Below are 17875 nucleotides of genomic sequence, written 5' to 3' on the forward strand. Positions count from 1 at the left end.
AGCTCCCTCAGATCCTATGAGAGACCGAATGCCGCCAGCTGTACAGAGTATTCAGCAGTTCGGCACAGCATCAACGCCTAACGTAAGCGAATCAAATATTTATTGCTTGAATATCATTGGACAGATTGAGGGACATATTATTTTGCCGCCGCAAAATAAAACGACGAAGTACGAGCATATCATTCCTCAACTAATTGCTGCAGAGCAAAATAGTAAAATCGAGGGTGTGCTTATCACACTGAACACAGTGGGAGGAGACGTAGAGGCTGGATTAGCGATCGCAGAAATGATTGCTTCCTTATCCAAGCCGACGGTAACCTTAGTGCTTGGCGGTGGACACAGCATTGGTGTGCCAATTGCAGTTGCATCACATATTTCAGTTATTGCCGAAACCGCAACAATGACGATTCATCCGATTCGGCTGACAGGATTAGTCATTGGCGTGCCGCAAACGTTTGAATACTTAGATAAAATGCAGGAACGCGTGGTTCGTTTTGTAACCAGCCATTCACGTATTTCAGATGATACGTTTAAGCAGCTTATGTTCAAGACAGGCGAATTGACCAGAGATATCGGGACAACGGTTATCGGGCCTGAAGCGGTTCGCATGGGGCTCATTGATGAGGTAGGCGGAGTATCAGCAGCGCTGTATCACCTTAATCAGCTTATCGAAGCCAAGCGAGCAATAGAAGAGCAAAATAAGCCGAAGCAACAAGGGAATGGATCTGATCCAAGCAATCAGCAGCATAGCCAAACCAATTATGGTGAGAACAATCAAGGCTATAATCAGCAGCAGGGTAGTCAACAACAGCAAAATAACCAACAACAGCAAAATAACCAACAACAGCAAAATAACCAACAACAGCAAGGAAACCAGCAGCAAGGGCGTCCAGTTGATTCTCAGCAAAACAACGGACAACAGCAAGATCAGAATCAGCAAATGCAAAACAATCAAGAGAACCAGCAGCAGATAGACAATAAGCAAAATGGCTCAGATCATAACGCACAATCATCAGGAGGGAAATGACACATGCTTTATTCCGTGCTTCCTATCGAGATTGTGATGGAGGGTAATGATTCGTTTGCCCCTAATCATATTGAGATGAAAAGAAATGGGAGAACGCTCTTGGTTGAGCAGCTATCCCCCTATGAGATGAGAGTAGAGCGGCTTGTGCTTGGCATGTCCATTGATGATTATCTGGATCCTGCCTATCAACCAGGAGCGATTATTCCAGCTTACAGCGAAGAGAAGCCATCCAATCTATAGCATTGCTTAAGCAAGAGCACCGAAAGGTGCTTTTTCTTTGCTTATATATGGGAATTTAGTATAGTTAAGATGTCAAGGCGGGCTCATAGTAAGAACGGCTGTTCTGTGATATAATGACCGTTGGAGGTGACACATTTGGCCCGAAGAAAGAAAAAGAAGCAATCCTTTAGCAAAAGCCTAAAGTATGAGATGTATGGAATATTGCTCATTACAAGCGCTGTTATTGCCTTATCGGGCGGAGCGACTTTTGGCCGTGCTTTGTCCAAGCTGTTTGGATTGATGCTCGGCAAATTTTACTTTGTGATTCCACTTCTCTTCATTTATATCGGATTAGCCGTGATGATCAAGCGATCATGGCCCAAGGGCTGGAGCTCACGCAATTCCGGCTTGGCTTGCATTGTGCTTTCGCTTACCATGATGAGCACATTGAATGCAGTTGAACTTCGACTGCTTCCTGTTGCTGAGGACATTTCCGCAGGACAGATTTTTCACGCGATACATAACACGCTGCAGACAGATTTGCTGCAAGCTAAAGAAACAGGCTCAGCAACGGATATGTGGAACAAGAATATTAGCGGAGGTTATATAGGGGCGGCTGCATACTGCCTATTATATGGTCTGTTTGGAGCCTTAGGCACGAAGCTGCTTACAATCGTGCTGCTGATTATCGGATTCATGTTAGCTGCACAGCTATCCTATGTAGAGCTTGTACGTTTGATCCGCAAGCAGGTTGGCAAGTTCGTGAAGCTGCTTAAGAAAAAACATAAAGCAAGGTTGAATGAAAGAAAGCTTGAACAAAAACAATTAGCCTCAAGCAAGCGAACACGGGCAGAGGCTGTACCGGATTTCTCCGAGGATGAGGAAGAGAACGGGCCTGAGCGAAGAACAAGCAAGACGCCAGTGTTCTTCCAATTGTTTGGACTTCGCCGTACAGTTGAAGAAGAAGAGCATGAAGAAGATGAACTGGACGAATGGGCAGAGCCTGCTCCAAAGCGTTCAGGTAAATCATCTAGAGCCCGTGGCGTCGTACTAGACCAAGATCCTTGGGATCAAGATCAGACAGACTCCTCAGAAGGTCGTGCAGACAGCAGATTTGAAGATCATGCTCATGAGGGACCTGTATTCCATGACTTCAATCATGAAAAGGCATGGTCACAAGAAGCGGAAGAAAGTTGGTCGGCTGACGATACAGATGAGGATTGGCAGGTACAGGCCCCACAGGATCCTCTAACACCAGCTCTTCCAGCCGCTGATCCTGACCATGCCTCACAGGGGGCTTTGAACGGCCTACATGATGAACAGGCCATCGACGATAATCCATCTGAGGATGACAGTCCCATCGTCCAAGCGCCTCCAAAACCAGTGAAGCCATATAAACTTCCTGGCTTTCATTTGTTGTCTCGGCCTCAGGGTAGCGGCAAGGGAGGAGATCAGGCGGACTTTATGCAAATGGCTAGAAAGCTGGAAGCAACGCTTGAGAGCTTTGGCGTCCGTGCGAAAGTGCTGCAAGTTGTGCGGGGTCCTGCTGTTACCAGGTTTGAAATTCAGCCTGATATCGGCGTGAAAGTAAGCCGAATTGTGAATCTGTCCGATGATATTGCCCTTGCGCTTGCGGCTAAAGACATCCGTATGGAAGCGCCGATTCCGGGCAAATCTGCCATTGGGATTGAGGTTCCGAACAATGAGGTGTCGGTTGTTACGCTTCGGGAAGTCATGGAGACACCAACCTTCATGGATGCGCCTTCGAAAATGACGGTCGCACTCGGACGAGACATTTCAGGAACGCCGATTATTGGCAACTTGGCGCGGATGCCGCACTTGCTTGTTGCAGGCGCAACCGGTTCTGGTAAATCCGTATGTATCAACGGGATTATCGCTAGTATCCTCTACAAGGCGAAGCCAGATGAGGTTAAGTTCCTCATGGTTGACCCGAAGATGGTTGAGCTTAATATTTACAATGGGATACCTCACTTGCTTGCTCCGGTAGTGACTGATCCAAGAAGAGCTTCATTGGCGCTTAAGAAGATCGTGGTGGAGATGGAGAAGCGGTATGAGCTGTTCTCGAAGTCAGGAACACGGAACATCGAAGGCTACAACAAACTTGTAGAAGACAATAAAGAATTGGTGCTGCCGTACATTGTCGTGATTGTAGATGAGTTGGCAGACTTGATGATGGTTGCTGCACATGACGTAGAGGATGCCATTTGCCGCTTGGCGCAGATGGCTCGTGCTGCAGGCATTCATCTTATTATTGCTACACAGCGTCCGTCTGTAGACGTCATTACAGGTGTTATTAAGGCCAACATCCCATCACGAATCGCGTTTGGTGTATCCTCTCAGGTCGACTCCAGAACGATTCTTGATATGGCTGGCGCCGAGAAGCTTCTTGGACGAGGAGATATGCTTTACTTGCCTATGGGCTCTTCTAAGCCTGTACGTGTGCAAGGAGCATTTTTGTCTGACCAAGAAGTAGAGGCCGTCGTGACCTATTGTCAAGAGCAGGAAACGGCACAGTACAATGAGGAGCTTGTGCCAGAGCTGGACGAGAACGGTATGGAGCAAGATGAGCCGATGGATGAACTGTATGATCAAGCTGTTCAGATCGTATTGGAAGGACAGCAGGCTTCTGCCTCGCTTTTGCAGCGTAGGCTTAGAGTCGGGTATAACCGGGCGAGCCGATTGATTGAATCCATGCAGACGCAAGGCATCGTCGGGCCTCCGGATGGAAGCCGTCCTCGGGAGGTGCTATTGACACTGGAACAGTACCAGCAAATGAAGATGTCCTCATAGGCATGTATAGAACAATTCCCAAAATCTCATAATAAGTTTACTTTCCCTGTCAAATTTACGAGAGAGAGGTAGACGTTAGGTTATGAGAAAACGGGTAATCTGGATAACTGCATGCTTGATCGCTGTGCTGTTCGGTGCGTATCAGCTAAAGTATATTCCTTCAGCAGTTGAGACGTTCAGCAATGCAACGCTTAAGGTCGGCTCAACGGGTCAGGATGTGCGTGAGCTGCAGGGACGCATGAAGTACTTAGGCTTTTTCTATGGGAATATTGACGGTATCTTTGGTACAAAGACGAGCAACTCCTTAAAATGGTTTCAATCGGAGTTTGGCTTGAAGGTAGATGGCATAGCAGGACCTAAAACCAAGCTTAAGCTATACAACGCCACAAAGAATTGGAAGCCTGGTGCAGATACGGGTACAAGCTCTGGCAGCTCAGGTGGAGGGAGCTCGGGATCAAGCTCTAATAACTCCAATGTGAGCAGTTCAAACAACAAAGGTTATTCTGAGAATGACATTAAACTTATGGCTAACGCTGTATACGGAGAGGCTCGCGGAGAGCCCTACGAAGGGCAGGTTGCGGTTGCAGCAGTCATCTTGAATCGCGTAAAGTCACCAAGCTTCCCGAATACAGTGTCCGGTGTTATTTTTCAGCCACGTGCGTTTACTGCAGTAGCGGATGGTCAGATCTATCTGACTCCAAATGAGACGGCTAAGCGTGCGGTTCAGGATGCCATTAACGGTTGGGATCCATCAGGTGGGTGTATCTACTACTTCAACCCGAAGACAGCAACATCGGCCTGGATCTGGTCTAGACCACAAGTGAAGACAATCGGACAGCATATATTCTGTATGTAAATCACAGTGAAGAAGCAAGGGATCACCCGTTGCTTCTTCCTTTTGTATGAGGGCATTGTCTCTTAAGCAAATAAAAATCGTTTATGGTTTCTTGAAATAAGATTTATTTCTTTGAGAAATGGTGTATATAATTGGATAACGAACCGTATTCCAACATACGGGGAAAAGGAGAAATGGATCGTGACAAAACAAATATCTACTTTTGAGCGAGGGGCGGTAAATGGGCTGCGCTTACATGTAATGCCGACTCAGCGCTTCAAGACATTTGCGATCGCTGTATATATTGGCTTTCCATTAAAAGAAGAGACAGTAACACCTCTTGCCTTAACCCCATTTGTCCTTCGTAGAGGAACAACAAATTTTCCGGAAACGATTCAGTTTCGTGAGCGTCTAGATGAGTTGTATGGCGCAGGCTTCGGTTTTGATGTTTACAAACGAGGAGACTATCAAATCGTTCAGTTCCGCATGGACATTATCAATGATGCCTTTGTGCATACAAGTGAATCCTTGCTAAAAAGAGGCTTCCAGTTCTTAGGAGATGTGATTACTTCTCCTGCTTTAGAGGATGGGGTCTTCCGAAGCAAATACGTTCAAGAGGAGAAGGAAACCGTCCGCAAACGCTTGGAGGCGATTGTAAACGATAAGATCCGTTACGCTCAGGAACGCTGTGTTGAAGAGATGTGCAAAGATGAACCGTATCGCTTGCATCCGCTGGGCGATCGAGAGGCGCTAGCGAATATTGATGCAAATTCCTTGTATCAGCAGTACGAGTCATGGCTTGATCAAGCCTGCATTGATGTATATGTAATAGGAGATACAAGCTTGGATGAGATTGAACAATGCGTAACAAGTTCTTTCCAAGTGAAGCGTACGAAGGAATCAGCATATACGCAGGCTAAAAATCAAGTGAGATCTGGCGAACCGCAACAGGTTGTTGACCGATTGGACGTATCGCAAGGGAAGCTTAACTTGGGGCTTCGAACCACGATTACGTATCAAGACGATGAATATCCTGCGGCGCTTCTCTATAATGGCGTATTAGGCGGCTACCCGCATTCTAAGCTGTTTATCAATGTTCGTGAAAAGAACAGCTTGGCTTACTACGCATCATCTCGCTATGACGGTCACAAGGGCATTATGACCGTCCAATCGGGTGTAGAGTTCAATTTGATGCAGAAGGCAACTGAAATTATTAAGGAGCAGCTTCAGGCGATGGAACAAGGAAACATTGAGACGTTAGAACTTGCTCAAACGAAAGCCATGATTTCCAATCATTTGCGGGAGATTAATGATTCCGCTTTTGAAATGATTGGCTTTGACTTTAATCGTGTGCTGTCGGGACGTGAACGAACCACATCAGCGCTTATTGAAGAAGTGGCGGATCTTACAGTTGAAGATATTCAAAATGCGGCTCGCACCTTCCGATTAGATACGATTTATGAACTGCGCAACCGAGAGGAGGTGTAAACGATGGAGAAACGTGTATTTGACCATGTACAGGAGACGGTATACTTCGAGCGCATGGAGAATGGACTTGAGGTCTATGTGCTTCCCAAGGAAGGCTTTAACAAAACGTATGCGACGTTCTCTACAAAATACGGCTCTGTCGACAATCACTTTCAGGTAGAAGGCCAAGAGGCAATAACGGTTCCAGATGGTATTGCACACTTTTTGGAACATAAAATGTTTGAAGAACCAGAAGGCGATATTTTCGCGAAGTTCTCTGAAAAAGGTGCTTCTGCAAACGCATTTACAAGCTTTGATCGCACCGTTTATTTATTTTCTGCAACGGATCAGATTGAAGACAACTTGACGACGCTGATTAACTTTGTGCAGCATCCTTATTTTACGGATGAGAACGTCAATAAAGAAAAAGGGATTATCGCGCAAGAAATCAATATGTACCGCGATAATGCTGATTGGCGTGTATACTTCGGCCTAATTGAAGCGATGTACCAAGCGTATCCGATCTATATTGATATCGCGGGAACAGTGGAATCGATTCAAACGATCACGAAAGAAACGCTGTATACGTGCTACCATACGTTCTACCACCCATCTAACATGATTCTGTTTGTGGTGGGCGGTGTGGATCCAGAGCGGATTATGAGCCTTGTTCGCGACAATCAAGCGAAAAAAGACTACAAGCCGCAGGGTGAAATCAAACGGATATTTGAGGATGAACCGGATACCGTCCGCAAAGAACGTCTCGTAACAAAGCTTCCTGTATCCCAATCCAAATGTTTATTCGGCTGCAAGGAGCCAAAGCCTGGTCTTACAGGGAAAGACCTGCTACGTTATGAGCTGTCGACACGAATTATGATGGATTTGATGCTTGGAAGTAGTTCACCGCTTTCTCAGCGGCTGTATGAATCGGGGCTTACATCCGACAATATTGGTCATGAGTTTAATTGCGATACAAACTATGCCTTCTCAATCATCGGAGGGGAGACGAAGGACCCTGATGAGCTCGTAAAGCAAGTTCGTGAAGCGATTGAAGAGAAGAAGAAGGAAGGCTTTAACAACAAGGAATTCAATCGAATCCGCAATAAGCGAATCGGTTCCTATTTGCGTATGCTGAACTCGCCAGAATCAATCGCTAATGAATTCACTAAGCATAAGTTCCGTGAAACGGATTTGTTCGATGTACTGTCTGTTTACGAATCTTTGCATGTAAAAGAGATTAATGAACGGCTTCGCGATCATTTCCAATGGGACCGACTTGCTGTATCGATTGTGGAGCAGCCATCCTTATAAGCGAAGACTTAACAGCCAAGGCGCACCTTCTACAGAGGGTGCGCTTTCTATATTTCCTTTACGGATAATGTTGGTACAATAGGTCTTAGGAACAAGTAAATTCAACCGGACAAGATAGGGAGAGAATACAATGAAGCCAATTGGGGAAACGACAGTCCTCATCACTGGAGCCAGTCGGGGTATAGGAGCTGCCATAGCTACACGCTTTGCTAAGGAAGGGTTTCGGATTGTTATTCATTACGCTCAATCGCATGAGGCAGCAAATGAAGTTGCGCGGCGGTGTATGGGTTATGGGAGTGATGTGATGACCATAAGCGCAGATCTCCGTTCAAATGAGCAGTTGAAGCGTATGCGGGACAAGCTTGAGGCAGAAGGGTTTATTCCCGACATCTTGATTAATAATGCTGGGGTTGCGTACTACGGCTTATTTACAGATGTAACAGAAGAACAATGGGATGAGTGTATGGCGGTCAACCTAAAAGGCGCTTTTCTATGCACACAGCTCTTTGCTCCTCAAATGATAAGGCAACGGTATGGGAGAATTATTAATGTGTCATCCGTATGGGGGATTACAGGAGCTTCCTGCGAGGTAATCTACTCCACTGCTAAAGGGGGCATCAATGCTTTTACCAAAGCACTGGCTAAAGAGCTGGCTCCCTCGGGGATAACTGTAAATGCGGTTGCTCCAGGTGCTGTCGAGACTGAAATGATCGATCATCTGGATGCAGATGAACGCTACGCTTTGCAGGAAGAAATTCCTTTAGGCAGACTGGGGTCTCCTGAAGAAGTAGCTTCCTTGGTGTATTATTTAGCATTACCCGAATCCGGATATTTAACGGGGCAGGTTATTAGCCCAAATGGAGGCTGGCAGGCTTAATTTTAGCAGACCTTGAGCACAGCTGCGATATGAATAAATCCTATACGGCAGGAGCATATTACAAGTGTTACTTTCGATTATGACATTGCGATAGGAGGCGTACTCATGGCATCTGTACTCAAAAATTATGATTCATGGAAAAAGTTTCTTGGTGATCGGGTAAAAAACGCCAAAACAATAGGCATGACAGAGGACACCATTAATAATTTGGCTTTCGAGATTGGTTCCTTTCTGGATGAAAAGGTGGACCCACAGAACCCGCAAGAGCGCGCGATTAAAGAACTTTGGGAAGTTGGTAACGAATCAGAGCGCAAAACCATCGCTAGTTTGATGGTTCGTCTTGCTGAGAAGAACAGTCAATAATCCTGTTTCTGGCGAAAAATACGGTATATACCGGGTTTTTCGCTTCTTTTACAATTCAGACATGAATACATGCTCACTATCTGTTATAATAATGATCGTTAGTCTAATGAAGAATAATTGTGTGGAACATTGTCGTTTGAGCGGTGGAATTTGCAAGCCATGTATTGTAGAATGGTAAACGAATAAGGCAGATTGGGAGAAGTGTCATGGAATTTAAACAATGGTACATGGAGTATAAGATTCACAAGAACCGACCTGGCTTGCTCGGTGATATCGCGTCATTGCTCGGGATGCTTGAAGTTAACATCTTAACGATCAATGGTGTGGAGGGCAAGACTCGAGGGATGCTTCTTCAAACAAACGATGATGAAAAAATAGAAATGATGGGCAGAATGTTGAGAAAGGTTGACAACATTACCATTACGGCTTTACGTCAGCCAAAGCTCGTTGATATACTGGCTGTCCGTCATGGTCGATACATAGAAAGGGATTCGGATGATCGTAAGACCTTTCGTTTTACAAGAGACGAGCTTGGACTGCTTGTCGACTTTCTTGGGGAAATCTTCAAGCGTGATGGTCATCAAGTAATCGGTCTGCGCGGCATGCCTCGGGTAGGCAAGACGGAGTCGATTATTGCGGGCAGCGTATGTGCGATGAAACGATGGACGTTCGTATCTTCAACGCTACTTCGTCAGACGGTTCGCAGCCAAATGTCAGAGGAAGAGATGAACGATAACAACATCTTTATCATCGATGGTATCGTGTCCACGATTCGTTCGAATGAGAAACACGAGGCTCTTCTAACGGAGATACTAAGCATGCCGTCAACGAAAGTGATTGAGCATCCGGATATTTTTATACAGGAAACAAGCTATGATTATGATTTCTTCGATTACATTATAGAGCTTCGCAATACGCCGGATGAAGAAATTACGTATGAGACCTTTACGATAAATTACAATGATTTGTAAACTTGTTGGTATCGTGGTCCTTTTGGAACCACCGATCATATGACTCATATTTCAGACAGGAGGTGAAGAAGTGTCAGAACTAGGTCAAATGCTAAAGAAAGCCCGCTTAGAGCGTGGTTTGACACTTGACGATGTTCAAGAAGCAACCAAGATTCGCAAGCGTTATTTGGAAGCTATTGAAGAGGGCGATTATAAGGTTCTCCCTGGAGCGTTCTACGTCCGCGCCTTTGTGAAAACATATGCGGAGCATGTTGGCTTGAACCCAGATGAGCTTGCCCCTTATTATACTGAGGAAATGCAGGTGTCAGAGCCTGAAACTCCGATTGAACCGATGATTAGAAAGAAACGCTCCGTTCAACATACGGATCGTTTTGGGAAATGGGCGACAACGATACTCATGTGGTCCTTTTTCATTCTAATTATTGTTATCATATATCTCGTGATCGTAAGCCAATCTGGAAAGGATGGCGACGGTAAGAAGACGACGGACAACTCAGGAATTACTGACTCCGTTGTGCAGCCAGGTCCGAATAACGGAGACAATGGATCAAGCAATGGCTCCGCTAATGAGGAGAATACCAATCAGCAGGAACAGCAAGAGCCTGAAGAGAAGAAGGATCCAATCGTCATTCAGGTATCTGAAGACCGCGTTGTTGTGTCCTCGCCTGATAATCAGCCGCTCCCATTCGAAGTAAAACTCATCGATGGCAGCTTTTTGTCTCTTAATGCTGGAGACGAGCGCTTGGTGTCCGGCTCCTTAGAAAAAGGTCAAGATCAATCCTTTACGATCTCGGAAAAGGGAATTCGAGCATTGTTCGGCAATGCAGAACGATGTGAGGTTACAATTGCGGGTACGAAGATTGAACTTGGCAAGGGCTTAAACAAGCGCGTGAGTTTTGAGTGGATGTCTTATGAGGAAGCTCAAAATCTTCAACAAACGACTGACGGTGCTTCAAATTCCACAACAACTGATGGGGAATAAGGAATGAAGGTTTAGGCCACTACATCTTATCGCATATTATGATCAAGGACGGACATGATAAGAAAGCAGCAATTGATACTCTCAAGGAAAGGCGGCGCTTATCATGGCAACAAGTTGGGTTGTTACAGGTCTTGGCATAATCGTAAGCTTGTTGGGCTACTACTTAACGCCAAGTGCGTGGGGATACGGAATTCTAGGATTTGGTCTTGCACATGTTGTGCTTGGCGTTCTGGATATGTTTCGTACTCCTGTACGCAGTCGTTACTAAGAGAGATTTATCTTGCATGTGCAGTGTCAGACAGGGCATTCTTCGTTTATGAGGAATGCCCATGTTATTATACATAATAAGAATTATGTTTATTATACTCTAGCAAGGAGGCATGTATAGTGGCTGAATATTCTTTTGATATTGTGTCAAAGACCGATCTTCAAGAGGTCAGCAATGCCGTAACGCAGGCTGAACGCGAAATTGAAGGTCGATTTGACTTCAAGGGCAGCAAGAGCGCCATTGAGCTTGACAAGGGTGCAGGCGAGCTTGTGATCACCTCAGATGATGAGTACAAACTAAAAAGCGTGATTGACATCCTAGAGTCCAAATTGATTAAGCGCGGAGTAAGCGCAAAAAATATGGATTACGGCAAGCTTGAGCCAGCTTCCGGAGGCACCGTACGCCAGCGAGCGAAGCTGAAGCAAGGAATTGAGCAGGACATCTCGAAGAAGATCAATACGCTCATTCGTGATTCTAAGCTTAAGGTGAAGAGTCAGATCCAAGGCGATCAAATTCGTGTAACCGGCAAGAACAAAGATGATCTGCAAGTCGTCATGAAATTGCTCCGTGAAGCAGACCTTCCGCTCGATCTTCAATTCACGAACTATCGCTAATGCTCAGAAGCCCGTCATATTGATTCTCTTGGATGCGAGATAATCAATTGTCGGGCTATTTTGACTATCTGGTTTCTTGTGTATTATACTTGTGTAATGAGAGAGGCCACTAGAGAAGACGTGAGCCTCATTTTTTGCGACATAGCTCGCAACAACATCAATGGGGGATGTATGAATGACAGAGAAAATTAAAATCGTAACTCTCGGGTGCGATAAAAACCTGGTTGATTCAGAGATTATGTCTGGATTGATCCATGGTCGTGGATACGAGCTGGTAGAACAGAATGAAGAGGCAACGGTTATTATTGTTAACACTTGCGGATTTATTGATGCAGCGAAGGAAGAATCGGTTAATACGATTTTGGATCTAGCTGATCTTAAAGAAACCGCCAACCTCAAAGCACTCATCGTGTCAGGCTGTCTGACACAACGCTACAAAGAGCAGCTGCTCGATGAAATGCCAGAGATCGACGGCATAGTGGGAACGGGGGATTTTGACAAAATCAACGATATTGTCGATGCGGCTTTAGCAGGAAGCAAACCGATCCTGGTAGGCAATCCAATTTTCAACTATGAACAAGCACTTCCCCGTAAAGTGTCTACTGAGCGCTATACTGCCTATGTAAAGATCGCAGAAGGCTGCGACAATAACTGCACATTCTGCAGCATTCCGATTATGCGCGGCAAGTTCCGCAGCCGCACCATGGAATCGATTCTTGCCGAAGTCAAGCAGCTTGCAGATCAAGGCGTCAAGGAAATCAGCTTGATTGCACAGGACTCTACGAACTATGGTACGGACCTTTACGATGGCTTCATGCTGCCTGAGCTGATGAATCGTGTAAGTGAGGTTCCAGGCGTAGAGTGGGTACGTCTCCACTATGCATATCCAGGATTCTTTACGGATGAGTTGATCGAGACGATTGCGACAAATCCAAAAATCTGCAAATATATAGACATGCCCCTTCAACATAGTGAGGACTCTGTCTTGAAGCGCATGCGCAGACCAGGTCGTCAACGGGATACGAGAGAATTGGTCCGCAAGATTCGAGCCCGCATTCCTGATGTAGCGATGCGCACATCAATCATTGTTGGTTTCCCTGGCGAGACAGAAGATGAATTCAATCGCCTATGCGATTTTGTTCGGGAAATGAAGTTTGACAAGCTTGGCGTCTTCACTTATTCCCGTGAAGAGGATACGCCGGCTAACCGTCTTCCAGACCACTTGGATGAAGAGGTGAAGGAATGGCGCGCGAATACGCTGATGGAGATTCAGCGGGAAGTGTCGAAGGGAGCTAGCGAGAAGCGAATTGGACAAGTGATTGATGTGCTTGTTGAACGCTACGATGGTCGCAATGATGTATACATCGGCCGCTCTCATTTCGATGCTCCTGAGATCGATGGCGAAGTATTTGTATCGAATTTGAAAGATTTTACGATTGGCGATATTGCTAAGGTACGCATTACACATGCGTTGGAATTTGATTTAGCTGGGGAGGGTCTTCAGTGAATCTGGCAAACAAGATAACATTGGCTCGCATCTTCTTAGTTCCGATCATGATGTTTTTCTTGCTGGTGAACTTTGATTCTTATAAGCCGATTCAGTTTCAAGATTTCTCAATCACTTATACGCAAATTATTGCAGCATTGATCTTCATTATTGCAGCAAGTACAGATGGTCTTGATGGCTACATTGCCCGCAGCCGTAAGATGGTTACGAGCCTTGGCAAGCTTCTGGATCCGCTTGCGGACAAGCTGCTTGTTGCTGCTGTGCTGATCTCACTTGTAGAAATGGGGAAATGTGACGCCTGGATTGCCATTGTCATCATTAGCCGTGAATTTGCTGTAACGGGACTCCGACAAGTGGCATTGCTTGAGGGACAAGTTGTGGCTGCAAGCAAGTGGGGCAAGTGGAAGACTGCGATTCAGATCACCGCGATTATCGCGATGCTGCTGAATAACTTCCCGTTTGCCTTAATCGGGGTTCGCTTCGACTTAATTGCTACATGGGCAGCTGCCTTAATTACGGTGTATTCCGGTATTGATTATTTCGTAAAGAACAAAAATGTTCTTCACATGTCATAAAAAAGCGATCAAGACAATAGGAGATTCCTATATAGGAAGGCCTATTGTCTTTTTGCTCATCTCTGCTTTTACATTATATTCTCGTTATTCAAGTTAATCGTTGTTACACAGGAGGCAAGGTTCATGAAAGCAGAAATGATCGCAGTAGGGACAGAGCTGCTCCTCGGGCAAATCGTAAATACGAATGCCCAATATTTATCTCAGCAGCTTGCTATGCTAGGTATTGACGTTTATTATCAGACGGTTGTTGGTGATAATAGCACACGTCTTAAGGATGTCATTCAGACGGCTAAGGAGCGTGCAGATGTCGTCTTGCTGACAGGCGGACTTGGGCCCACCATGGACGATATCACGAAGGATGTGGTAGCAGAATTGCTCGGACGCAAGATGGAGATGCATATCCCATCCCTTCAAAAAATGGAGGACATGTTCCGAGATCGTGGTGTACATATGGTAGAGAGCAACCGCCGCCAGGCTCATCTTATCGAAGGCTCGGATGCACTGGACAATAGCGCAGGCTTAGCAGTGGGCAATGCCATCATTCAGGATGGAGTTGCGTTTATCCTGCTTCCTGGGCCGCCAAAAGAGATGAAGCCGATGTTTGAAGAGCAGGTCATTCCATGGCTTGAACAGAACCTCTTTAAAGAACGTGGCTCGCTCTATTCTCGGATGCTGAAGTTTGCCGGTATCGGAGAATCGAATCTAGAGGCGGCACTTATTGATCTGATTAAGGAACAAACCGATCCTACGATTGCTCCATATGCGAAGGAAGGAGAGGTATTAATCCGTCTTGCTACGAAGTCTTCATCTGAAGCGCAGGCTGAAGAAAAGCTGAACGCGATGGAAGCACGCATCCTGGAGCGGGTAGGGACACATCTGTTTGCAAGAGAAGATGTTTCGCTGGAGAAAGTGCTGGTGGAGCAATTTTCGAAGCACCAATTAACCCTATCCGCTGCCGAGAGCTGCACAGGGGGCCTTTTTGCGGAGTTGATTACTTCCATCGCTGGAAGCTCTCGCATGTTTACAGGCGGAGTTGTTACTTATTCGAATGAAATGAAGCATACGCTGCTGCAAGTGCCGATGGAGCTTATGGAGGGTGCTGATGCGCCAGGTGCTGTCAGTCATGAGACTGCTAGAGCTATGGCCGACGGCTTGTTAAAGCTGACGGATACAGACTATGCCATTTCCATTACAGGTGTGGCTGGGCCAGGGCAATCCGAGCGCAAGCCAGCAGGTCTTGTTTATATTGGCATTGCTGAAAAAGGTGAGGAGACGGTGACTGAAGAGCTTCGCCTTAACGGCAATCGTGACATGATTCGACTGCGGGCAACGAAGATTGTGATGCAGCGCTTGTGGAAACGACTGCAGGATAAAGGTCTTGTTGCCGTATAGCACGTTGCGGTTGGAATGCGGGACAGCAGGTACTATTGCTTCCTCTGTTTCCTGCGTGCTATACTACTTATACCGATGATATGTGCGCGGAAGAACCGCAATGAAGCCTTTGCTTTGTTGCGGTTCTTTATGGTTAATCCAGGTATCGCTAAGGGGATTTATTCACGGACATGATCCCTTCTATGAATGAGGATTAGCGGTTGATTTAGTCATTTTGGTCCGGTACAGTCACGGTATATAGTGAAGTTAGGATACATGAGGAATGTTTCTTTTCATTTGGCATGATGACTAGGATGTTGTGATTCGAGTGGATCTTCAGATATAGTTTATATTACATTAAATGTAAAAATTACCTATGAAGAGGGGGTTTGAGGTGAAAAAACGAATGTATGTTCGAAAAAATGCTTGGCAAGGGAACAAAAAGAAGGTATGATAGTGATATCAACGATAACGAAGGAAGTGAGTCTGTGTCAGATCGTCGTGCTGCATTAGAAATGGCATTGCGTCAAATAGAGAAGCAATTTGGTAAAGGTTCCATTATGAAGCTTGGGGAGTCCACTCACGCACAAGTTGAGATTGTACCGAGTGGTTCCATTGCGTTAGATATCGCACTTGGTACAGGAGGACTTCCGCGCGGACGGATTATTGAAGTCTATGGTCCAGAATCCTCTGGTAAGACGACCGTGTCCCTTCACGCCATTGCAGAAGTTCAGAAGGCTGGTGGACAAGCTGCGTTCATCGATGCTGAGCATGCGTTGGATCCTGTGTATGCAGGCAAGCTTGGTGTTAATATTGATGAACTGCTGCTCTCGCAGCCAGATACAGGTGAGCAGGCGCTGGAGATCGCTGAAGCACTCGTACGCAGTGGCGCTGTAGATATTATCGTTATCGACTCCGTTGCTGCGCTTGTTCCGAAGGCTGAGATCGAAGGTGAGATGGGGGATTCCCACGTAGGTCTTCAAGCTCGCTTGATGTCACAAGCACTTCGTAAGCTCTCAGGAGCGATCAGCAAGTCCAAGACGATTGCGATCTTTATTAATCAGCTTCGTGAGAAGGTTGGCGTCATGTTCGGTAACCCAGAGACTACACCTGGTGGACGTGCCTTGAAGTTCTACTCCAGTGTGCGTCTTGATGTTCGTCGTGTAGAATCCATCAAGCAAGGCAACGACATTGTCGGTAACCGCACACGTATTAAGGTTGTTAAGAATAAAGTAGCTCCTCCATTCAAGCAAGCCGATGTGGATATCATGTACGGCGAGGGCATTTCGAAGGAAGGCAGCATTGTAGATATTGGTACAGAGCTTGATATTATTCAGAAGAGCGGTGCTTGGTATTCCTACGAAGGCGAGCGCTTAGGTCAAGGCCGTGAGAATGCGAAGCAATTCCTAAAAGAGCATATGGATATCTCGCTGGTTATTGAGAATAAGATTCGTGAGTCCAGCAACTTGTCAACGGTTATAGGCAATAATGTCTCAAAAGATGACGAGACAGAAGAAGATCTTCTTTTCAATGCGGAAACGGATTCGGAATAATGACTTTTAGTGGAGACAAGCATCTGTGAGGATGCTTGTCTTGTTTGTATATGGGAATACTGATTAGGGGAGGACTTTGATTGGGAGAGACAACAGATACGACGATCATCGTACGTGTTGAAAAGGATGAGCAGCAATCCGGCCGCTATGTGATTCATTTCGAGCACGCAGCTCCTCTAAATGTGCATGAAGATGTTATGATCAAGTACCGTTTGCTTAAGGGGACGGAAGTATCTTTATCCTTTATGGAGGAGATCATCCGAGCGGATGAGAAAAATAAGGCTTACGTTCACGCTTTGAAATACTTGCAGCGCAAGCCTAAGACTCGCGCAGAGCTTCATCGCTATTTAAGCCAAAAGGCATATGAAGCAGAGATCATAGATACTGTGCTGAATCAACTGGAACAGGAATGGCTTGTCGATGATGCCTCCTATGCTGAAGCATGGCTGGAACAGCGAGTTGTTCGTCATCATAAGGGAAGACGATTGGTCCAGCAGGAGCTTAAGCAGAAGGGCGTGCATGCTCGCCATATCGCCCGGGCGATGGATGCTCTGGACCCGGAACAAGAGCGTGAGAGTGCGCTTCACGCAGCGCATAAAAAATGGAGACAAACGAGCGGCGAGCCTTTTTTGCGCAAGCAAAAGGTAGCAGCGTTTCTAGCTCGGAGAGGCTATCCGTCGGATCTTGCCAGACAGGCTGCGAATCAAGCAGCATCGGAAGAGCAATTCGAAGAGACAGAGGAGTAAGGAAGATGTCAAGTGATGGGAAGTTTGCTTGACAATTTCTTTTCATAAATACTAAAATGAACATGTATCTTTATTTTCACGAGATTGATTTCTCTTCCAGAAATTGATTTCACTTGATTCATTTCGCCAATGAATTTTCTTCTTCGTCACGTAGCGTGACATCCTAGGCATGTGTGAACATGCGTCCATGTAGTGCGGTCGAGCTACTCGATCGTTAAATGTAAAACAAAACTTGAACAAAAACAAAAGAACAATATTCTCTCTATTATAGAGGGAACAACGGGAGGTGAGGCAGATGATGCAAATTTGGCTCGGAATCGTTCTCGTTGTGATTGCATTGTTCTTGGGATTTGGAATCGGATACTTGATTCGCAAATC

Annotated in this window: 17 protein-coding genes and 1 pseudogene; all 18 read left to right on the forward strand. The window is 45.8% G+C overall.

The genetic code is table 11. The features are described from left to right. Positions 1-16: 16 nt before the first annotated feature. Positions 17-688: pseudogene (locus I2H74_RS24550) on the forward strand (ClpP family protease); the annotation flags it as partial. A 342-nt stretch (positions 689-1030) separates the two neighbouring features. Next, positions 1031-1267, forward strand: coding sequence for a YlzJ-like family protein (locus tag I2H74_RS08515; RefSeq protein ID WP_195573273.1), 237 nt, complete (start codon positions 1031-1033; stop codon positions 1265-1267). 135 nt (positions 1268-1402) lie between these two features. Then, complete coding sequence (locus I2H74_RS08520) at positions 1403-4057, forward strand: FtsK/SpoIIIE family DNA translocase (protein ID WP_229106458.1); 2655 nt, start codon at positions 1403-1405, stop codon at positions 4055-4057. 82 nt (positions 4058-4139) lie between these two features. After that, entirely contained in the window at positions 4140-4913 is a 774-nt protein-coding gene (sleB, locus tag I2H74_RS08525; RefSeq protein WP_195573275.1) for a spore cortex-lytic enzyme, read from the forward strand. 240 nt (positions 4914-5153) lie between these two features. Next, positions 5154-6380, forward strand: coding sequence for an EF-P 5-aminopentanol modification-associated protein YfmF (gene yfmF, locus I2H74_RS08530; protein WP_195573472.1), 1227 nt, complete (start codon positions 5154-5156; stop codon positions 6378-6380). 3 nt (positions 6381-6383) lie between these two features. Next, positions 6384-7670, forward strand: coding sequence for an EF-P 5-aminopentanol modification-associated protein YfmH (gene yfmH / locus I2H74_RS08535; RefSeq protein WP_195573277.1), 1287 nt, complete (start codon positions 6384-6386; stop codon positions 7668-7670). Between the two features lie 130 nt (positions 7671-7800). Then, entirely contained in the window at positions 7801-8547 is a 747-nt protein-coding gene (gene ymfI, locus I2H74_RS08540) for an elongation factor P 5-aminopentanone reductase (protein WP_195573279.1), read from the forward strand. A 105-nt stretch (positions 8548-8652) separates the two neighbouring features. Then, entirely contained in the window at positions 8653-8910 is a 258-nt protein-coding gene (locus I2H74_RS08545) for a DUF3243 domain-containing protein (RefSeq protein WP_195573281.1), read from the forward strand. 206 nt (positions 8911-9116) lie between these two features. After that, positions 9117-9881, forward strand: coding sequence for a DUF3388 domain-containing protein (locus tag I2H74_RS08550; protein WP_195573283.1), 765 nt, complete (start codon positions 9117-9119; stop codon positions 9879-9881). A 70-nt stretch (positions 9882-9951) separates the two neighbouring features. Beyond that, the gene (locus tag I2H74_RS08555) at positions 9952-10863 is read left to right on the forward strand and encodes a helix-turn-helix domain-containing protein (RefSeq protein WP_195573285.1); all 912 of its coding nucleotides are present in this window, start codon (positions 9952-9954) and stop codon (positions 10861-10863) included. 103 nt (positions 10864-10966) lie between these two features. Further along, positions 10967-11131, forward strand: coding sequence for a hypothetical protein (locus I2H74_RS08560; RefSeq protein WP_195573287.1), 165 nt, complete (start codon positions 10967-10969; stop codon positions 11129-11131). 116 nt (positions 11132-11247) lie between these two features. Further along, entirely contained in the window at positions 11248-11745 is a 498-nt protein-coding gene (locus I2H74_RS08565) for a YajQ family cyclic di-GMP-binding protein (RefSeq protein WP_195573475.1), read from the forward strand. A 175-nt stretch (positions 11746-11920) separates the two neighbouring features. Further along, positions 11921-13252: a 30S ribosomal protein S12 methylthiotransferase RimO gene (gene rimO / locus I2H74_RS08570; protein ID WP_195573288.1), complete on the forward strand. Its 1332-nt coding sequence runs from the start codon at positions 11921-11923 to the stop codon at positions 13250-13252. Next, complete coding sequence (gene pgsA / locus I2H74_RS08575; protein WP_195573290.1) at positions 13249-13827, forward strand: CDP-diacylglycerol--glycerol-3-phosphate 3-phosphatidyltransferase; 579 nt, start codon at positions 13249-13251, stop codon at positions 13825-13827. Before rimO ends, pgsA begins: the two co-directional genes overlap by 4 nt. 123 nt (positions 13828-13950) lie before the next feature. Further along, positions 13951-15219, forward strand: coding sequence for a competence/damage-inducible protein A (locus I2H74_RS08580; RefSeq protein WP_195573292.1), 1269 nt, complete (start codon positions 13951-13953; stop codon positions 15217-15219). A gap of 467 nt (positions 15220-15686) precedes the next feature. Further along, a complete protein-coding gene (gene recA / locus I2H74_RS08585; protein ID WP_195573294.1) occupies positions 15687-16751 on the forward strand; it encodes a recombinase RecA in 1065 nt (354 codons plus the stop codon). Between the two features lie 80 nt (positions 16752-16831). Next, entirely contained in the window at positions 16832-17497 is a 666-nt protein-coding gene (locus tag I2H74_RS08590; protein WP_229106459.1) for a regulatory protein RecX, read from the forward strand. Between the two features lie 298 nt (positions 17498-17795). Then, a partial coding sequence (locus I2H74_RS24995; RefSeq protein ID WP_267490724.1) for a hypothetical protein occupies positions 17796-17875 on the forward strand: 80 nt, incomplete at its 3' end.

Source organism: Paenibacillus sp. 1001270B_150601_E10 (assembly GCF_015558675.1).
In the GTDB taxonomy this organism is placed as follows: domain Bacteria; phylum Bacillota; class Bacilli; order Paenibacillales; family Paenibacillaceae; genus Paenibacillus_B.